This window comes from Psychrobacter muriicola 2pS, from assembly GCF_904846535.1.
Lineage (GTDB): Bacteria > Pseudomonadota > Gammaproteobacteria > Pseudomonadales > Moraxellaceae > Psychrobacter > Psychrobacter aquimaris.
The window spans coordinates 79,271-96,687 of the sequence record NZ_CAJHBC010000005.1; the positions used below are offsets into that span (position 1 = coordinate 79,271).

17 protein-coding genes are annotated in these 17,417 nt (G+C 41.2%); 14 read left to right on the top strand and 3 right to left on the bottom strand.

Annotated features, from left to right (window positions below; translation table 11 throughout):
• Window positions 1–3 precede the first annotated feature (3 nt).
• From JMX93_RS08960 to JMX93_RS09005, 10 genes are all read left to right on the top strand, one after another.
• Window positions 4–1,086, top strand: a complete 1,083-nt coding sequence (locus JMX93_RS08960) for a polysaccharide pyruvyl transferase family protein (RefSeq protein ID WP_499204488.1) — start codon at window positions 4–6, stop codon at window positions 1,084–1,086.
• A complete protein-coding gene (locus JMX93_RS08965) occupies window positions 1,083–2,084 on the top strand; it encodes a glycosyltransferase family 2 protein (protein WP_499204489.1) in 1,002 nt (333 codons plus the stop codon). Before JMX93_RS08960 ends, JMX93_RS08965 begins: the two co-directional genes overlap by 4 nt.
• Window positions 2,085–2,141: 57 nt before the next feature.
• Entirely contained in the window at window positions 2,142–3,236 is a 1,095-nt protein-coding gene (locus JMX93_RS08970) for a glycosyltransferase (protein ID WP_499204490.1), read from the top strand.
• 187 nt (window positions 3,237–3,423) lie between these two features.
• Window positions 3,424–4,464, top strand: coding sequence for an EpsG family protein (locus JMX93_RS08975; protein ID WP_499204491.1), 1,041 nt, complete (start codon window positions 3,424–3,426; stop codon window positions 4,462–4,464).
• On the top strand, window positions 4,464–5,327 hold the full coding sequence (locus JMX93_RS08980) for a glycosyltransferase family 2 protein (RefSeq protein ID WP_499204492.1): 864 nt from the start codon (window positions 4,464–4,466) through the stop codon (window positions 5,325–5,327). The genes JMX93_RS08975 and JMX93_RS08980 overlap by 1 nt, the downstream gene beginning before the upstream one ends.
• A gap of 81 nt (window positions 5,328–5,408) precedes the next feature.
• Entirely contained in the window at window positions 5,409–6,554 is a 1,146-nt protein-coding gene (locus tag JMX93_RS08985; protein WP_499204493.1) for a glycosyltransferase, read from the top strand.
• Window positions 6,551–7,162, top strand: coding sequence for a sugar transferase (locus tag JMX93_RS08990; protein WP_443510222.1), 612 nt, complete (start codon window positions 6,551–6,553; stop codon window positions 7,160–7,162). Before JMX93_RS08985 ends, JMX93_RS08990 begins: the two co-directional genes overlap by 4 nt.
• A gap of 10 nt (window positions 7,163–7,172) precedes the next feature.
• Window positions 7,173–8,372 carry a DegT/DnrJ/EryC1/StrS family aminotransferase gene (locus JMX93_RS08995; protein WP_499204494.1) on the top strand — a complete coding sequence of 400 codons (1,200 nt, stop codon included), beginning with the start codon at window positions 7,173–7,175 and terminating at the stop codon, window positions 8,370–8,372.
• A 321-nt stretch (window positions 8,373–8,693) separates the two neighbouring features.
• Complete coding sequence (folD, locus tag JMX93_RS09000) at window positions 8,694–9,572, top strand: bifunctional methylenetetrahydrofolate dehydrogenase/methenyltetrahydrofolate cyclohydrolase FolD (protein WP_193011867.1); 879 nt, start codon at window positions 8,694–8,696, stop codon at window positions 9,570–9,572.
• Between the two features lie 99 nt (window positions 9,573–9,671).
• Window positions 9,672–10,190 carry a phosphate-starvation-inducible protein PsiE gene (locus JMX93_RS09005; protein WP_499204495.1) on the top strand — a complete coding sequence of 173 codons (519 nt, stop codon included), beginning with the start codon at window positions 9,672–9,674 and terminating at the stop codon, window positions 10,188–10,190.
• Window positions 10,191–10,379: 189 nt separating this feature from the next.
• Here JMX93_RS09005 and JMX93_RS09010 read toward each other — a convergent pair whose 3' ends face one another.
• The 3 genes from JMX93_RS09010 to JMX93_RS09020 all read right to left on the bottom strand — a co-directional run bounded on the left by JMX93_RS09010 (window position 10,380) and on the right by JMX93_RS09020 (window position 12,175).
• Window positions 10,380–10,439 carry a hypothetical protein gene (locus JMX93_RS09010; protein WP_443510303.1) on the bottom strand — a complete coding sequence of 20 codons (60 nt, stop codon included), beginning with the start codon at window positions 10,437–10,439 and terminating at the stop codon, window positions 10,380–10,382.
• A 57-nt stretch (window positions 10,440–10,496) separates the two neighbouring features.
• On the bottom strand, window positions 10,497–11,711 hold the full coding sequence (gene corA / locus JMX93_RS09015; RefSeq protein WP_499204496.1) for a magnesium/cobalt transporter CorA: 1,215 nt from the start codon (window positions 11,709–11,711) through the stop codon (window positions 10,497–10,499).
• A gap of 74 nt (window positions 11,712–11,785) precedes the next feature.
• Window positions 11,786–12,175, bottom strand: coding sequence for a DUF2237 family protein (locus tag JMX93_RS09020; protein ID WP_443214986.1), 390 nt, complete (start codon window positions 12,173–12,175; stop codon window positions 11,786–11,788).
• Window positions 12,176–12,653: 478 nt separating this feature from the next.
• Between JMX93_RS09020 and JMX93_RS09025 the strand changes: the two genes are divergently transcribed.
• The 4 genes from JMX93_RS09025 (at window position 12,654) to ndk (ending at window position 17,126) form a co-directional block, all read left to right on the top strand.
• Window positions 12,654–13,961 (top strand): ATP phosphoribosyltransferase regulatory subunit, encoded by a 1,308-nt coding sequence (locus tag JMX93_RS09025; RefSeq protein WP_443214987.1) that lies wholly within the window; start codon window positions 12,654–12,656, stop codon window positions 13,959–13,961.
• 119 nt (window positions 13,962–14,080) lie between these two features.
• Window positions 14,081–15,370: an adenylosuccinate synthase gene (locus JMX93_RS09030; RefSeq protein WP_193011874.1), complete on the top strand. Its 1,290-nt coding sequence runs from the start codon at window positions 14,081–14,083 to the stop codon at window positions 15,368–15,370.
• Between the two features lie 470 nt (window positions 15,371–15,840).
• Complete coding sequence (locus tag JMX93_RS09035; RefSeq protein ID WP_499204497.1) at window positions 15,841–16,257, top strand: lysozyme inhibitor LprI family protein; 417 nt, start codon at window positions 15,841–15,843, stop codon at window positions 16,255–16,257.
• A 437-nt stretch (window positions 16,258–16,694) separates the two neighbouring features.
• On the top strand, window positions 16,695–17,126 hold the full coding sequence (ndk, locus tag JMX93_RS09040; RefSeq protein ID WP_193011877.1) for a nucleoside-diphosphate kinase: 432 nt from the start codon (window positions 16,695–16,697) through the stop codon (window positions 17,124–17,126).
• The last annotated feature ends 291 nt before the right edge of the window (window positions 17,127–17,417 follow it).

Here is a 17,417-nt window from a genome sequence, read left to right on the forward strand (position 1 = left end):
AAAATGAATATTGCTGCTATAAAAAAGCTCATTCCGCTCAGACTAAAAAAACACTGGGCCGCGTATATGGGTGCGAGAGGTTTGCCGTTACCAAGCGGTAAACGGTGTTTCATTTTTCTTGCCGCTGACTATGGCAATATTGGTGATATTGCTATTTCTCACGCGCAAAAGCAGTATTTACAACGTGTACTGACGGATTATGAGGTCATTAGTGTTGCTATCAGCCAAACCAGATTCGTGCTCAATTCGATTAAACAGCAAATAAAAGAGACGGATATCGTTACTATCATCGGCGGCGGTAATATGGGTGGCACGTATCCTGACATTGAGGAGCTGCGCCAATTAGTCATTAAGTCGTTTCCTGCCAATCGTATCGTTTGTTTTCCTCAGACACTAGATTGGAATGATTCTGCTCAATCTAAACGTGCCTTGCAGCGTATTGTGAACGTCTACGCCAAACATCCGGATATACATGTTTTTGCCAGAGAGTCGATAACAGCGTCGAAACTCATCGAGCTTTTTTCTGAGTACAGTAATGTGCATATTGGTCTCGTACCAGATATTGTTATGAGCGCCAATGCAACAGTACTTGGTACGACAGATTGCTTAGCACCTTCAGGTATCTTGCGCTGCTTACGAGATGACAAAGAAGCCGCATTATCGGCTGAGCAATATAGCATGATAGACAAAGCCTTAGCAGATACTGGCTATCAGATTGAAAAAACCGACACACATGCTGGTGGCTCTCAACTGGATGAGGCACATTGTACAAAATTACTGACTGACAAACTGAGCCAGTTTCGTGCTGCAAAATTGGTCGTGACTGACCGTCTGCATGGCATGATTTTATGTTTGCTATCGGGTACGCCGTGCTTGGTACTCCCGAACTCCAATCATAAGATAAGACAAACGCAGTTGGACTGGTTACGCAATCATCCAAGGCTCGTATTTTTAGAGTTGGAAGAGATCGCGGATATTGTAAAATTCATCGATAGCCTTTTATCCCTGCCTCACGGTACGATGGATGAGTCTCCAGTTGATATAGCTGAGTACGATGACCTAAAAAAAGCCCTGGTAGCGATATGACGACTCTCGAAACGCCATTAGTGAGTATCATCGTACCAGTATATAACGTCGCGTCATATATCGATGCCTGCTTAGCGTCCATCAAGCAGCAGACTTATCAGAATATTGAAATTATCGTTGTGGAAGACTGCTCTACTGATGATTCAAAACAAGCACTTGCGCCACATCTCACAGATGAGCGTATAAAAGTCGTCCAGCATCGTGAAAACAGCGGACTTTCTGCGGCACGTAATACTGGTATGCAGTCTGCGATAGGCGAATACATGATGTTCGTTGATTCTGATGACATTATAGACACTCGCTTGGTGGCAGCTTGTGTGGATTGTGCGCTCACCATGAACGCAGAGGTCGTGACATATGGCTTTACACCATTCAAAGATGGAAGCACAGAGACAGATTTGCCGTATCCCGCTGCCAATTTAACATTTGAGGCAACTAAAATAGACGGCTCATATTTTAGTTTACCGCATTTTGCATGGCTTAAATTTATTCGAGCTAGTGTCGTAAGGTCTGCCTCATTGTATTTTCCAGTGGGTTTATACTATGAGGATTGGCCATTTCATTGGCACCTTGGCTTATCTACTCAGAGTAAGTATCAATTACCCATTAGTTTTTATCTATACAGACAGCGGGGCACGTCGATCACAGGATCAACGGATAAAAAGCTATTAGACCTCTTCGTTATCCACTCAGAAGTCATCAGCCTAGTAGAGGACTATCAAGCGGATGAGGTTAAAAAAACACTCGCCAATAAAATTAAACAAAGCCATTGGAGTATTCTTACTCGTATAGATAATGACTATTTGGCAGCTGCATTGGCACAAGCTAAAAAAGCAGATAAAACGTTACGACTAAAGGGCTATAAGAACGATTTGACCGTAAGAAATATGATGATTAGTAACATAGTGCGTATGCCAAGCCAAGTTGCCTTGCCTATGTTACAGATACTTCGTCAAGTGCTAAATAAAAGAGCAAGATTAAAGGTCAAGAGAGAATAGATTTAAAACAATTTTGAAAAATACGTTTGGTTTTATGGCTTCTTAATAGGTAAAGAGATGACTATTCAGAGAGTGCTGCACATAGTGGGAAAAATGGATCGGGCTGGGGCAGAGACCATGCTTATGAATCTATATCGTCATATAGATCATAGCCAGATTCAGTTTGATTTTATCACTTTTACTGAGGAAGTCGGCGACTATGATGCTGAGATAATAGCGCTGGGCGGTAGAGTTATACCTATTTTGGCCAGTCATTCATTAGCGCGTATGTGGAAGCTTAAACAATTCCTTAAACAACACCCTGACTATCGAATCGTTCATGCGCACATGTTATTAAACAATGCCTTTCATCTGTTAGCCGCGAAAAGTGCTGGCGTGCCGCATCGCATTTCACATTCTCATAGCACCAGTAATGGTAAAACCAATGTTATTAAAAAAATATATGAACAATGGGCATTAATCAGCAATCGTAAATTAGCCACTGATAAAATGAGTTGCGGCGAACAGGCGGCAAGTTATTTATTTGGCAGTACAGAAGATGTGTGGCTCTTGCCAAATGCTGTTGATATAGAAAAGATGATGACAATTGCTAACCAATCACGACATTATATCAAGCAAGAATTCGACGATGAGGGGCTAAAAATCATCCAAGTCGGTCGCCTAAATGAGGTTAAAAACCATCAGTTTTCTTTAGAAATCGCTGAGCAGTTAAAAAAACGTCAGATCGCCTTTACCTTATATATTGTTGGACAAGGTTCATTGGAGGCAAGGCTCAGGCAACAAGTGGCAGAAAAATCACTGCTAGATACCGTCAAGTTTTTGGGGATGCGTACGGATATTACTGAATTAATGGCCAGCGCCGACTATATGATCATGCCTTCGTTGCATGAGGGTTTCCCTGTCGTATTGGTCGAGAGTCAAACAGTTGGATTAAAGGCATTAGTTTCGGACCAAGTGTCACCTGAGGTAGATTTAGGACTTGGATTAGTACAGTTTTTACCGATTCACTCAGCCAAGGATTGGGTTGAGTGTTTATTAGCGTCTAAACAGCCAAAGCCCAATGAAAAAGACATAACAGCGGCGCTGAATCTATACGGATTTAGTGCTGCTACCAACGCGCAAATACTAATGCAAAAGTACTTGAGTATGTGACGGAGTGGTTGCTTCTTATCTATAGTCGTTTCAAGGTAGTTTGGACGGAATGAGAAAAAAAGCGAGGTGGATAGGAAGGCTATAGTTATATAGGTACTGGACGGTACAAAAGATACTAGACGGTGTAAACCTGCCACCATATCCGATTTATATAAGATTGACGACATCTACTTTTATAGAGGGTTAAATGCTTCCATACCTGCTGGTTCTTAGCCTTGTTATTTTTTGGATCGTACTGGAGAAAAAATCTCTCAACCGTACGTCTTTTTGGTTGCCACTAATTATATTGACATTATTTGCAGGCATTCGTAGCTACCGAGTCGGTACGGATACAGGAAACTATACGAGAAATTTTAACAGTCAATTAAATGCCGAGTACTTTAGATTCAACGAAGACATAGAGTTTGGTTATCAGCTATTAGAATATGCACTATTAAGGGTGACCACTCATTATTTTTGGCTGCTTGTTATTACCAGTTTGATTATTGTCTATTGCTATCTTAGAGTGATTAAAAAATACAGCGTAAATTATTGGTTCTCAGTATTTTTATTTATTACATTAGGCGTTTATACCTTTTCTTTTAATGGACTGCGTCAAGGGTTGGCAATGGCGATTTTTACATTAGCCATTCCTTATTTATTAGAAAAACGATTTATTCCATACCTACTGATTTGTGCAATTGCTTCATTGTTTCATGTAACAGCGTTATTTATGATTCCATTTTATTTTATCGTTAATTTAAGAGTAAAGCCTTTATATAAAATTTTGGCAACATTCTTAGGCTCGCTATTAGTGAGTGGGGTGTTGGTCTCTTACATTTCTTCTACTAATGATAGATACGAGGGTTATGCGAAAGCATCGGATGAAGCAGGCGGCTTTTTAACGCTTGGTTTTTATACGGCGATTATGATTTTAATCATCTTTGTCAGTTATCTATATAAAATTAAAGACAAAGATTTTCAAAAACTAATAACATTTTATGCGGCAGGCGTGGTTTTTATCATACCGTTAGCGATGTTGGGCACCAGTCCTTCAGGCCCACAAAGGCTGCTTGCGTATTTTACGTGGACATTGGTTTTGATACTGCCTATGATTTTAAAAAGAATCAATAATATTTATTTATATATGGCGAGTATCGTTATTTTTCTCATGTATTTTATCTTGACGACATCGAGATTTAGTAACTTAAGTCCGTATCTTATCAATCCGATATTTGAGGTTTTCTAATGAAAAATCAGACATATATATCTATTGGTATTCCCATTTATAATGCTGAAGCGTACTTGGAAGACGCTATCAAATCTATATTGGCTCAAACGCATGAGTTATGGGAGCTTATATTAATCGACGATGGCTCTACTGATGCGTCATTGGCCATCGCCAAGCGTTTTGAAGAGGCTGATCATAGGATAAAGGTAATTGCTGATGGCATAAATAAAAAACTGCCTGCTCGATTAAATCAGCTCATTGAAGAAGCTAACTATGATTATATAGCGCGTATGGATGCCGATGATCTCATTCACCCAGATAGACTAGCGATTCAATTAAGTTTTTTAGAAAAAAACCCAGATTATGATTTGGTTTCTACAGGCGTCGTGTCTATTGATAATTTTAATAAAGTGTATGGTTGCCGTCATGTTGATCAAATTTACACAGAGTTTGAAGAAATAGCCGCTGCTTATCCTATTGTACATGCCGCTGTTTTGGCAAAAAAGAGTTGGTATGAACGAAATAAATATAATGAAAATTATCCAAGGTCTGAAGATTATGATTTGTGGTGTAGAGCCATCTCAAATCAAGATTTAAATTTAGCGGTATTGCCCGATTTATTATACTATTATAGAGAAGAAGGGAATTTATCATTATCTAAAATAACGAGGTCCTACAAAGACAGTTTTAAAACGTACTGTGAATATAAAGGAAACAGTTATTTAGGTTCTTTAAAATTATCAGCAAAACTTACCACAGTTACTTTTTTAGATTCGATAGGATTATTACAAAAGATAGCCAATAAAAGAAATAAATTAACAATATCTGACACGCTAAGAAATCATCATCAGTCAGTAGTGAATAGTATTTGTGCCGAATGACATCATTCATAAAACGTCACTGATAAAATAATGTATAAAAAATACTGAGGTGCTGAAATGACATTAAAGATATGCTTTCTAATGACAGATGCAGTGTCATTTAATGTGTTATATCGCGATCAGCTTGAGTACATTAGAGATCACTCGGCTGTTGATATCACCTTAATCTGTGGTGGCGATAAACAGCAGCTAGATATTTTGCGTGAGCGCAAGATAGGTAATGTGATTAATTTAAATTTCCAGCGTAAGCCTTCTTTGCTTAAAGATGCTCAGTCACTCGCGCTTTTAATCCGTTATATGCTATCGAATCGTTTTGATGTGGTGGTTTATCTAACTCCTAAAGCCTTATTGTTAGGGAGTATCGCAAGTGCTTTTACATTGCAAAAGAGACGAATTGCTTTTAGTGTAGGTAGAGCCTATGAGAATTTCTCAGGCTTAAAAAAGAGAGTGTTTCAGGGTCTGGATATATTAAGTTTTGGCTTATCTCACGAGGTTTTATTTGTTTCTGAGTCTTTGCTCAGCGTATGCTTGGAAGAAAACATCCTCAAAAAAAGTAAGGCAAGTGTCATTGATAAGGGCTCATTTAACGGCATCGATACTGATTTGCTACAACCTGTGGCTCAGCTAGAAAAAGAGGCATTAAGAAAGAAATACAAGGTACCTGAAGATACCTTTGTGATTTGCGTGGTAGGACGAGTTTGTGATGATAAAGGCTTTAAAGATATTGAGTATATATCTGAAAAACTAAGAGAAGAAAACGTCCATTTTATGTTCATGGGAGACTTTGAAGACGACGTAGGGAAAACAGTCGTTGAGAAAATTGTCAAAGATAATAGAGGCGTATATATACCAGCCAACCCAAATGTGTACGAGGTTTTTCAGTGTGCTGATTTGCATTTATTTTTGAGCTATCGTGAAGGGTTTGGAAGTGTCGCTATTGAGGCAGCAAGTTGTGCTGTTCCAACTTTTGCCTATGATGTCGTTGGTGTAAAAGATAGTGTCAAAGAAGGAGTCAGTGGCCGAAAATTTAATTTTAAGGATATGTCGTCTGTTGCCGAAATGATCAGTGCTGCCGCTACTGATAGAGAATTCAAAAAGAGATATCCTGATGCAAGAGATTGGGCCATTGCAAATTTTGAACGCAAGCAATTGTGGCAAAGTTATTTAAGTTTTTATTTACGCAGTAGGGATGGCCACGTAAACGACAAAAGGCGGGCTGCAAAATGATAAAGCGACTGTTCGATATCACTGCGGCCACGACTGCCTTGCTAATATTATCTCCTGTGTATGCTATTACGGCATATAAAGTCAAAAAAAACTTAGGCTCACCAGTGATATTTAAACAAACTCGTCCTGGTCTAAACGGCAAGCCATTTGAGATGATTAAGTTTCGCTCGATGAAAGATGCTATCGATACCGATGGCAATCCTTTGGAGGATGATGAGCGTTTGACTGTATTTGGTAAGGCTTTGCGCAATAGCAGTCTCGATGAGCTGCCTGAACTATGGAATGTGATTAAAGGCGATATGAGTTTGGTGGGGCCGCGACCATTATTAATGGAATATCTACCCCTATATAATGATGAGCAAGCGCGTCGCCACCATGTACGTCCAGGTATTACGGGATACGCACAAGTTAATGGTCGTAATGCCATTGGTTGGAATGAAAAATTTGCACTCGACACGTGGTATGTCGATCATCAGTCATTATGGTTAGACATTAAAATTCTATTTAAAACAGTAAAAAAAGTCATTATCAAGGATGGCATTAGTGCTGATGGTGAAGCGACCATGAGCAAATTCACAGGTAATAGCGTCGATAAAAATACGCTTTGATGAGGAACGCATGCTAAATACTCCTTTTTCACCTTGGCCTAGTTTTACTCAGCAAGAAGCGGATGCGGTCAGTCAAGTATTGTTATCCAACAAGGTCAATTATTGGACAGGGCAACAATGCCGTCAGTTTGAAGAGGAGTTCGCTGACTGGGCGGGTAGCAAATACGCGATAGCATTGGGCAACGGAACTTTAGCATTGGACGCGGCATTGCAGGCACTTGGTATAGGCGTGGGTGATGAGGTGATCGTGACGCCGCGCACTTTTATTGCCAGTATTTCCTCAGTGGTTAATGCAGGAGCGACGCCCATTTTTGCGGATGTTGATGAGGCGACAGGGAACATCACGGCAGAGTCGATAGCGGCGGTATTGACGGACAAAACCAAAGGCATCGTCTGCGTGCATTTGGCAGGTTGGCCCTGTGATATGGATGGCATCATGGCACTGGCAGATCAGCATCATTTATATGTCATTGAAGACTGTGCACAAGCGCATGGTGCACGCTACAAAGGTCGCAGCGTTGGTAGTATCGGTCATATTGGCGCGTGGAGTTTTTGTCAAGATAAGATCATGACCACAGGCGGCGAGGGTGGTATGGTCACCACTGATGACGAGCAGCTATGGCGAAAAATGTGGGCGTATAAAGACCATGGCAAAAGCTATGCGGCGGTCTATGAGACTGAGCAGCTGCCCGGCTACAATTGGCTGCATGAGAGCTTTGGGACCAACTGGCGCATGACCGAAATTCAAGGAGTCATTGGGCGTATTCAATTGGCACAAATGAGTGACTGGATAGCGAAGCGCAGTGCTAATGCTCAAGCGATATTAGGGGCATGTGCTAAATGGGAAGAAAAAGGTTATCTATCGGTGCCGAAATTAGAGCAAGCTTCTCAGTTTCCAAACTCTAATCATGCTTATTATAAATTGTATGTTTATGTGCAACCAACTAACCTAGCTGAGGGATGGACGCGTGATCGCATCATTGAGGAAATAAATGCGCTAGGCGTGCCTTGCTACTCAGGGTCTGCCTCAGAGGTATATTTAGAAAAAGCATTCGATGATACAGGCTTGCGTCCAGAAAACAGATTGCCAATAGCAAAACAGTTGGGAGAGACTAGCTTAATGTTTTTGGTTCATCCTACCTTAACCACTGCCGAGATCGCGCAAACGGTAGATGTAATCGATCGCGTGTTTGGTTCAATGATTAAATGATTAAGTGATGTGAGGATATCGCTTATTAAGGCGTATTGAGTATTTATAAATAGTCGCAGCTATTGGTTTTTTATTTGCTATTGGAGTTTTTTATAAAACGGTAGATGTTATCAGGGTTGCCTCGGTAATGGCATGATATTGTGGGATTGGCGAGTGATAGAGATTTATAGGCATTCAAGTCTTATCTTACGCTAGGATTTTTTAGCCCAGACAGGTACAATATCAGTCTTAATCATATATTGATCAAGCATAAGACAGGCATGCAAGTAGTTGCGGGCGCTGTCTTTACTTTTTTTTATCGCACCCTCTATTGGAGTTACTATGTCAACTGCCCAAGGATCTGCTACCGTTTTGGACGGTAAAGCACTTGCTAAACAAATAGAACAGCAACTGAGTACGCGTGTAGACGCTATTAAAGCTAAGACAGGACGTACTCCAAGCTTAGCGACAATATTGGTCGGTGACGATCCAGCTTCTGCGACTTATGTACGTATGAAAGGCAACGCTTGTAAACGCGTCGGCATGGATTCTATACGCGTTGAGATGCCAAGTGCGACAACCACTGAAGAGCTGATGGCGAAAATAGATGAGCTCAATAGCAATCCAGACGTCCATGGTATTTTGCTGCAGCATCCAGTACCTGCACATATCGATGAGCGTGCTTGCTTTGAGCAGATTGACTTGGCAAAAGACGTTGATGGTGTGACCTGTCTTGGCTTTGGTCGTATGGCGATGCAGCAGAGCGCTTATGGTTCATGTACCCCGCAAGGCATCATGCACTTATTAGAGCATCATAATATCGAGCTGTCAGGTAAAGAGGCAGTAGTGGTCGGTCGCAGTGCTATTTTGGGTAAACCTATGGCGATGATGCTATTAAATGCCAACTGTACCGTAACGATTTGCCATTCAAGAACGCAAGATTTAGAGTCTCATATCAAGCGTGCTGATATCGTGGTTGGGGCAGTGGGCGTGCCTGAATTGATTAAAGCAGAGTGGATTAAAGCGGGTGCTGTGGTCATTGATGCAGGCTTTCATCCAACGGATAATGGCGGCGTCGGCGATATCGAATTGCAAGGCGTAGAAAATATCGCTAGTGCTTATACGCCTGTACCAGGTGGCGTGGGTCCAATGACCATTAATACTCTCATTCGCCAAACGGTCGATGCTGCTGAAAAATCAGCGGGTCTGAATATCGGCTAAGAAGATAGCCATACGAATACTGATTGCCGATAAATAAGGGGCCTGAGGTAATATAGACTCAGGCTGAATCAACCACATCTCAGTTGATAGGACCTAAACATGGCTAAAAAAAACGTAGGTGTTCATGAGCGACTACAAGGTATCGGTAGAGAGTTTGTCGATATCTGTCATTACGTTATTTTATTTCTAATCAGTGTGGTTGTCGTTTGGACTGCTGGCAAAGAGTTCGTTGGTATTATTCAAAAAGGCTCAGCGGATTTAAAAGACATATTGATGTTGTTTATTTACCTTGAGCTGCTGGCTATGATAGGTATTTATTTTAAAACGCACCGTCTGCCAGTACAGTTTTTGATATTTATCGCTATAACGGCATTGTCACGACATTTAGTGGTTGATGTACAGGCAGTCTCAGACTATTTTCATTTATGGCTACTGGCGACAATTTCTGTGGCCATTATGCTATTGAGCGGTTCTATCGTAGTATTAACTTGGACAGCAAAAACGTTTGGCCGTCCAGAGGACAATCTTGATAAACAGCATGCAAACTTAACGATTAAAGCACTGTTACCTGATAATGCTCAAGCGCCTGATAGCCATACCAAGCATCGCCGTGAATAACTATTGAATAGCAGCATAAAAAAAGGGCTACCACTGGTAGCCCTTTTTTTGCCTTCTTAAATCTCACATTTTACTGTTTGAGCGTTAAATCCCTTTTAATAAGGTCATTAATGTTTGTTTTTGCGTGGCAGATAACGTGTAAGGCGTGTCTTTGCGCCTTCTGCTTCACCACCATGCCAGAGTATCGCCTCAGTCAAGCTTGCTGGCACGACCATCATGCAAAAACCGCGCTTCTGGATTACGTGCCACAATGCCAATTCCCCATAATGGCGGCGTACGCCACTCAAAGATTTTTGCATTGTTCAGTTATAACCATTTAAGCCTTTTAAAATTGTAATATAAATAGCCACATAATGAACCAATAAGGATCATGATGACAAAGTAGGAGTATTGCCAATGCAGCTCGGGCATAAAGTCAAAGTTCATTCCATAGATACCTGCGATGGCCGTCGGTACGGCTAGAATACCTGCCCAAGCAGCAAGCTTACGCACCACCTCGTTCTGTCCCATATTGACCATGGCCATATAGGTATTCATGACCACACTCAGCATCTCATTCAGACCATTGATGGCATCTAAGGAATGTAGTAAATGGTCATTGACGTCGCGGAAGTAGGGTTTAGCGGCTTGAGAAAACCCAGAGACCAGCTCGCTTTTTTTATGATTGATAAAAAAACTACAGATATCTTGTACTGGTAAAATAATCGCGCGCATGTGTACCAATTGCGATTTGAGCTCATAAAGGTTTTTCAGCGTGCCTTTATCAAACTCATAGGTAAACACATAGCGTTCTTGCTCACGCAAATAGCGCCCCAAGCGATCGGTAATCGGCATATAGTTATCCACGATAAAATCGAGAATGGCATGCAGCACAAATATCGGCCCCATACGCAGCTTTTCAGGGCGACGATGACAATGCTCGCGGACAGGTGCGTAGGAGTTGGATGGGCCATTACGGATGGTAATCAGGTAGTTTTTGCCCATAAATATCGCAGTGGTGCCATAGCGAATGACATTGTCCTCAAGCTTAGCGGTACGCAATACCACAAACACCATATCATTGTCATAGTTTTCAACTTTGGCACGCTGGTGATCAGCAAATGCATCCTCAATTGCCAGTTCATGCAGCCCAAAGGCTTCTTTGACTTTGACCATGGTTTTTAGGCTAGGATCATACAGCCCGAGCCAAATAAATTGACCATTATTGCTCAAAGCACGACTGACATCGTTTAGCGCCAATTTATCGAGGTTTTCGCCCGTTTTACGTGAGTAGGCATAACAGTTGACGACCTCGTCCTCACTGGATAAATCGATATCTTCATAGCGCTCAGAGTCAGGATCGTAGACCGTCATGGTCTCGATGGTGTCCTCAGTGGTAGCATCCGCATCGCCATAGATATAGCTGTCATCATTGTCTAGATAGAGATGTTCATCATTCATATCGGCGTAAATACGATTGATATTAGAGTTAGGTGCAATACGCGCGGTTTTTTTGATCAACTGGTCGTTATTGTTTTCCATACACCCTCCCTTTATAAAGTAAAAAACGTGTCACAAGCGAAACTTATAATCATCGTTATTAATAAGTATTGTTATTAAAGAGCATAACTTTTCAAAGTATCGATATCGACCAAGCTCAATAAGCTTTCGTGGCAAGCTTCTAGTTTGATTTGCGGGGCAATATCAAAGTCCAATGCTTCAACCCAGCGTAGCGCGCAAATGCACCAGTAATCACCAGGTTTAAGGCCAGAAAATCCATACTCAGGTAGTGGCGTAATCAAATCATTGCCCCGACTGGCAGAGAAGTTCAAAAACTCACTGGTCATCTTGGCACAAACGGTATGCTGACCGACGTCATGATTGCCAGTATGACAAAAGCCATTGCGGTAATAGCCAGTAATAGGATCAAAGCAACAGCTGGCAAGGGCCGTACCTAAGACGTTGCTCTGGTTGATGGCTGGGTTTGGGTGGTAATCAGATGACATAAGGCTTCCGAGATAAAAATATGCGTTAGTGTACCATGAGTCGGTATCGAAGGCGTTGTTCTCACTTTGCTCATTTTTTCTTTATTATACAGAATAAGGGTCACCATTCTTGAGCAAACCATTACCTACATAGTCTATAGATAATCTGCATCGTTTTAGTACTGACGAGAGATAATTAGATGGTAATTGTGGCTAATTGTCACTAGGCGAACCTTGGCTGCTATGCTAAACTAAAGCATAAAGTGCCTTGATTATTTAACGCCGTTTATTAGCGCATAAAGATACTCGTCTTATCATTCTAAATTATACTTATTACTCACCCTTTTGCGGCTACCTAGTTTGTTTATAAATAATTGGGTCAATGATGTTGCGCGTTAAAAATAAAAATGCATGGCGTCAATGCAATTGTAAATATAACCTTTAAGTACCGCATCAGTACCGCGTTTTTGGTAAGCGATACGCCAAACAAGGATTTATTGTGTCTGTCAGTTCTGATTCTGCAAAACCTGCCCAGTTAAATACGACAAATGAAGCGGCAGCTCAGCCTGCTGAAAACACTGCTACCTCCAATAGCATGCCATATTTGAACAACTTTGCCAGCGACGTTGCCAATAGTTGGTTGTTGCCTGATGGGGTGGTGGATGTGCTGTTCGAAGATGCGCGTAAGCAAGAAGTGCTTAGGTATCAGCTTACGCAGCAACTTATTGGTCATGGCTATCAGTTGGTTAATCCACCAATGATTGAATTTACTGAGTCATTGTTAAGTGGCGCTTCAGAAGATTTAAAGCGCCAAACTTTCAAGATTATCGATCAGTTAACAGGTCGCTTGATGGGTCTGCGTGCGGATATTACTCCGCAGATTTTGCGTATTGATGCGCATCATGGCGGTACAGGTATTGCGCGTTATTGCTATGCAGGTGATGTGATTCATACGTTGCCATCAGGGCTGTTTGGCTCACGTACACCTTTGCAGCTCGGTGCTGAAATATTTGGCTGTGCAGAAATTGCCGCAGATATTGAGCTGATAGATGTGTTGTTTGGTATGATAAATAAGCTAAATATGAGTGCTGCGCTACATATCGACTTGGGTCACGTAGCAATATTTAAGCGCTTGGCAGAGTTGGCTGAATTGGCTGATAATGACACTGAACAACTAATGCATTTATATGCCAATAAAAACCTGCCAGAGCTAAAACGTGTCTGCCAGTCATTGCCATTGGGTGATGACTTTTACGCATTGGCACGCTTTGGTCATGATATTACCAATCTATTGGCAAAGCTGTCAGAGACTGCACAGCAGGACACGCAAGTCGCAACTGCTATCACTGAATTACAACGCCTCAAAACACATCTACAAGAGCAGTGGCAATGCCCTGTGAGTATCGATGTGACGGAATTATCAGGCTATCATTATCACACGGGTATTGTATTCAACGGCTATATCAATAGTGAGACGCAGCCACTGGTACGCGGCGGTCGTTTCGATGGTATGCAAAGCGGCAATCAGTTAGCAATCAATCAGCCACGTGAAGCCACTGGCTTTAGTATGGATGTCAGTCGCTTGCTTGCACACACCCAGCTTGAAGCACCCATTATCGTATTGGTTGATTATGAAGTATTGAGCAGTGCGAGCCAAGAACAGAGACAGATACTGCTACAGCAGGTTGAGAGTCTACGTGAGCAAGGCTACCGTGTCACCATGCCATTAAATGCAGAAGATCGTCCCTCTGATGTGACGCATCGCTTGAGCTTTATAGATAATCATTGGCAGTTACAGAGTATTTAAGCATTCATTTTTAATATTAGTACCATTTTTTTAACGTCTTTAAATTCATGATAATGAAAGTTATCGCAGTTTTTAATCGTTATTGCACACACCTCAATACATAAAGGTAAGGATTGATCATGGGTAAGAATGTCGTAGTTTTGGGTAGCCAATGGGGCGATGAAGGTAAAGGCAAAATCGTTGATTTGCTGACCGAAAAAGCTTCAGCAGTTGCACGTTTTCAAGGCGGACATAACGCTGGTCACACGTTAGTTGTTGATGGCAAAACCACTGTCTTGCATTTAATCCCATCAGGTATCTTACGTGAAGGTGTTACTTGTTTCATCGGTAACGGCGTAGTATTAGCACCTGACGCACTTCTAAAAGAAATGAAAGAGCTAGAAGACAACAACGTACCAGTACGTGAGCGCCTACGTATTTCACCCAACTGCCCACTTATCATGCCTTATCATGTAGCACTTGACCAAGCACGCGAAGCCAAACGTGGTACTGGCAAAATCGGTACGACGGGTCGCGGCATCGGTCCTGCTTACGAAGATAAAGTAGCACGCCGTGCGATCAAGCTTGCTGACTTGTTCCGTGAAGATCTAGAAGAAAAACTACGCAACTTAATCGAATATCATAACTTCCAACTGACTCAGTATTATAAAGTTGAAGCGATTGATTTTGATGAGACACTTAAGCTTTGCAAAGAATGGAAAGAAGAGATTAAAGGCATGGTTACTGATGTGACCGAAGACCTTAATCAATTGCGTCTTGCTGGCAAAAACCTGATGTTTGAAGGTGCGCAAGGTACATTGCTTGATATCGACCACGGTACTTATCCGTTTGTTACCAGCTCAAGCGTAACCGCTGGCGGTGTGTCTACTGGTACGGGCATCGGTCCATTGTATTTAGATTACGTATTGGGTATCACTAAAGCTTATACTACCCGTGTTGGTAGCGGTCCATTCCCAACTGAGCTATTTGATGATGTTGGTGCGCATTTGGCCAAAGTCGGTCATGAGTTTGGTGCGACAACTGGTCGTGCGCGTCGCTGTGGTTGGTTCGATGCAGAAGCGCTACGCCGTGCCGTGGTACTTAACTCTATGTCAGGTATCTGCTTGACCAAGCTTGACGTATTAGATGGTCTTGAAGAGTTGCTAATTGGTGTGGGTTATAACCTGCCTGAGACTGAGTGTGCAGGCGCACATGATGCTGAATTCTATGAGTCAGTAACGCCTAAATATGAAACAATGCAAGGGTGGAGCGAGTCAACCGTTGGTGTAACCAACTATGACGACCTACCAGAAAATGCGAAAAAATACATCAAGCGTATCGAAGCGTTGATTGGTTGCCCAGTTGATATTATCTCAACCGGTCCTGACCGTGAAGAGACAATCGTATTGCGTGACCCATATGATGCTTAGTTTTTTACTATAAGAGTTAGATAGCTTGTAGTATCAATCAAAAAAATCCCAGTGCTGAGTACTGGGATTTTTTTATGAGTAACTTTTCATGAATTTTGTTTATTATGCCAATTAGCATTAATTCCAAGTAATAAAATCGCTTATCACTATTAATCTCTAACGACAAAAAACAAGATGCTTAATAATAAAACAGACTAGGGCATGTCCTCAATTCAATCGATTACTCTCTAAATGGGCTAAAAATGGCTAAATTTTGCCAAACATCGTCAAATAGCTTATCAATATCTCGATATTATTTGCGCTACTTTCCTTGTTTGACGGCAATTTATCTCATTTTTATCACCATTTTTAAAATGAGGACATACCCTAGGATAAAAAATAATTTGCTAACATTATTTTGGTTTTATTTGGTGTAATATGTTATAAATGGATTTAGCTTTATAACTACATGACATGAAAAGGAAAAGGCGATGACAGCCAATACTATCAAACACTCTATAGGAAAAACATCTTTAGCGCTGCTAACCTCTGCGGCTTTTATGTTTCCTATGCTGTCATGGGGCGCGCAAAACTGTGATAAACCCAACAATGATTTTGATGATTTATATTGCTTAACGAAAGTATATTTGGAGGCAGATAAAGAGCTGAATAATTCTTATGCAAAACTGACTAAACGCTTAAATACCTCGCAAAAATCCAAATTAAAGCGTGGACAACTGGCGTGGATACGCGAGCGTAATGACCAGTGTAGTTATAATAATGACGAAGGTTTTTTTGTCAATATGGGCTGTGCGACTCGGGTAACAACTGAGCGAGTGAACTTCTTAAATGATCGTGTGCGTGAATGTAGCGCTGGCAGTTGTCGAGACAGCCGCTTAGGCGAGTAGTTGTTTTGAGTATTGCTTAAAAGCAGTTAGCCTCATAGTTTCGTATTAATAAAACCCCTTAGTATTATATGCTGAGGGGTTTTTGTTAGTCACATTTACATAGAGTTTTGCTAAGTTAGTCTTATACCCATAAATGACAAAGATAGTTAGTGATGAGATACGTAGGGCAATAATCTGCTATTGATGAATGCTTACTTTGTCTTAAGATAAGATGCGGTAATAAATTTACTTTTATGCAAGGTACGGTCATAAATTAACCCTATCATTTATAGCGCTAATCATTATAATAGGCAGCAATCCTGTGTTGGCGCTCATATTATCGCATTGATAGACCATGAGTTATTTGAATCTGCCTAAGTCAACATTGCGGCCAAAGATAAAATAACCCCTTTATTATTTCATTTTTTATCAAATTTATTATTTATTAGGAGCTTTTCATGGCTAACGAACGTACTTTATCTATCATCAAACCTGACGCAGTAGCTGGCAACAACATCGGCGCTATCTACGATCGTTTTGAAAAATCAGGTCTAAAAATTGTTGCTGCTAAAATGATGCAACTTGATGATAAAAAAGCGGGCGGTTTTTACGCTGAGCACGCTGAGCGTCCATTTTATAATGATCTAGTATCATTTATGACTTCAGGTCCAGTATTGGTATCTGTATTAGAAGGCGAAAATGCGATCGCTAAGCATCGCGACATCATGGGCGCTACTAACCCAAAAGATGCAGCTGAAGGCACTATTCGTGCTGACTTCGCTAGCAGCATCGATGAAAACGCCGTTCATGGTTCAGATTCAGCGGAGTCAGCAGCACGTGAAATCAGCTACTTCTTCAATGAAGATGAAGTTTGTGCACGTACGCGTTAATAGCAGTTTTTATTAATAGCTTCTTTTGTGCATAATAGTTGTTATGCATAATAATAGTGCTGATTAATAATTAGTGTCGCGAAACGGCTTATATCTTTTGGTATAAGCCGTTTTAGCTATTATAATGGTCTAACTATGCATTGAAATCTCAAACTTTCTCCCTCATTATTAGTTTTATGTAGCGTTATCAATCCCTTGTCAGCAGGTTCTTATCAATTTTAGATAAAAAATGCGCTCATAACGGATTGCTCATGCATTCATACATTGCGTATGACTGGCAACACTCATATC

Excerpts from the sequence above, each read along its gene's own strand:
- JMX93_RS08960 (WP_499204488.1), top strand. The coding sequence starts at position 4 with ATGAATATTGCTGCTATAAAAAAGCTCATTCCGCTCAGACTAAAAAAA.
- JMX93_RS08965 (WP_499204489.1), top strand. The coding sequence starts at position 1,083 with ATGACGACTCTCGAAACGCCATTAGTGAGTATCATCGTACCAGTATAT.
- JMX93_RS08970 (WP_499204490.1), top strand. The coding sequence starts at position 2,142 with ATGACTATTCAGAGAGTGCTGCACATAGTGGGAAAAATGGATCGGGCT.
- JMX93_RS08975 (WP_499204491.1), top strand. The coding sequence starts at position 3,424 with ATGCTTCCATACCTGCTGGTTCTTAGCCTTGTTATTTTTTGGATCGTA.
- JMX93_RS08980 (WP_499204492.1), top strand. The coding sequence starts at position 4,464 with ATGAAAAATCAGACATATATATCTATTGGTATTCCCATTTATAATGCT.
- JMX93_RS08985 (WP_499204493.1), top strand. The coding sequence starts at position 5,409 with ATGACAGATGCAGTGTCATTTAATGTGTTATATCGCGATCAGCTTGAG.
- JMX93_RS08990 (WP_443510222.1), top strand. The coding sequence starts at position 6,551 with ATGATAAAGCGACTGTTCGATATCACTGCGGCCACGACTGCCTTGCTA.
- JMX93_RS08995 (WP_499204494.1), top strand. The coding sequence starts at position 7,173 with ATGCTAAATACTCCTTTTTCACCTTGGCCTAGTTTTACTCAGCAAGAA.
- folD (WP_193011867.1), top strand. The coding sequence starts at position 8,694 with ATGTCAACTGCCCAAGGATCTGCTACCGTTTTGGACGGTAAAGCACTT.
- JMX93_RS09005 (WP_499204495.1), top strand. The coding sequence starts at position 9,672 with ATGGCTAAAAAAAACGTAGGTGTTCATGAGCGACTACAAGGTATCGGT.
- corA (WP_499204496.1), bottom strand. The coding sequence starts at position 11,711 with ATGGAAAACAATAACGACCAGTTGATCAAAAAAACCGCGCGTATTGCA.
- JMX93_RS09020 (WP_443214986.1), bottom strand. The coding sequence starts at position 12,175 with ATGTCATCTGATTACCACCCAAACCCAGCCATCAACCAGAGCAACGTC.
- JMX93_RS09030 (WP_193011874.1), top strand. The coding sequence starts at position 14,081 with ATGGGTAAGAATGTCGTAGTTTTGGGTAGCCAATGGGGCGATGAAGGT.
- JMX93_RS09035 (WP_499204497.1), top strand. The coding sequence starts at position 15,841 with ATGACAGCCAATACTATCAAACACTCTATAGGAAAAACATCTTTAGCG.
- ndk (WP_193011877.1), top strand. The coding sequence starts at position 16,695 with ATGGCTAACGAACGTACTTTATCTATCATCAAACCTGACGCAGTAGCT.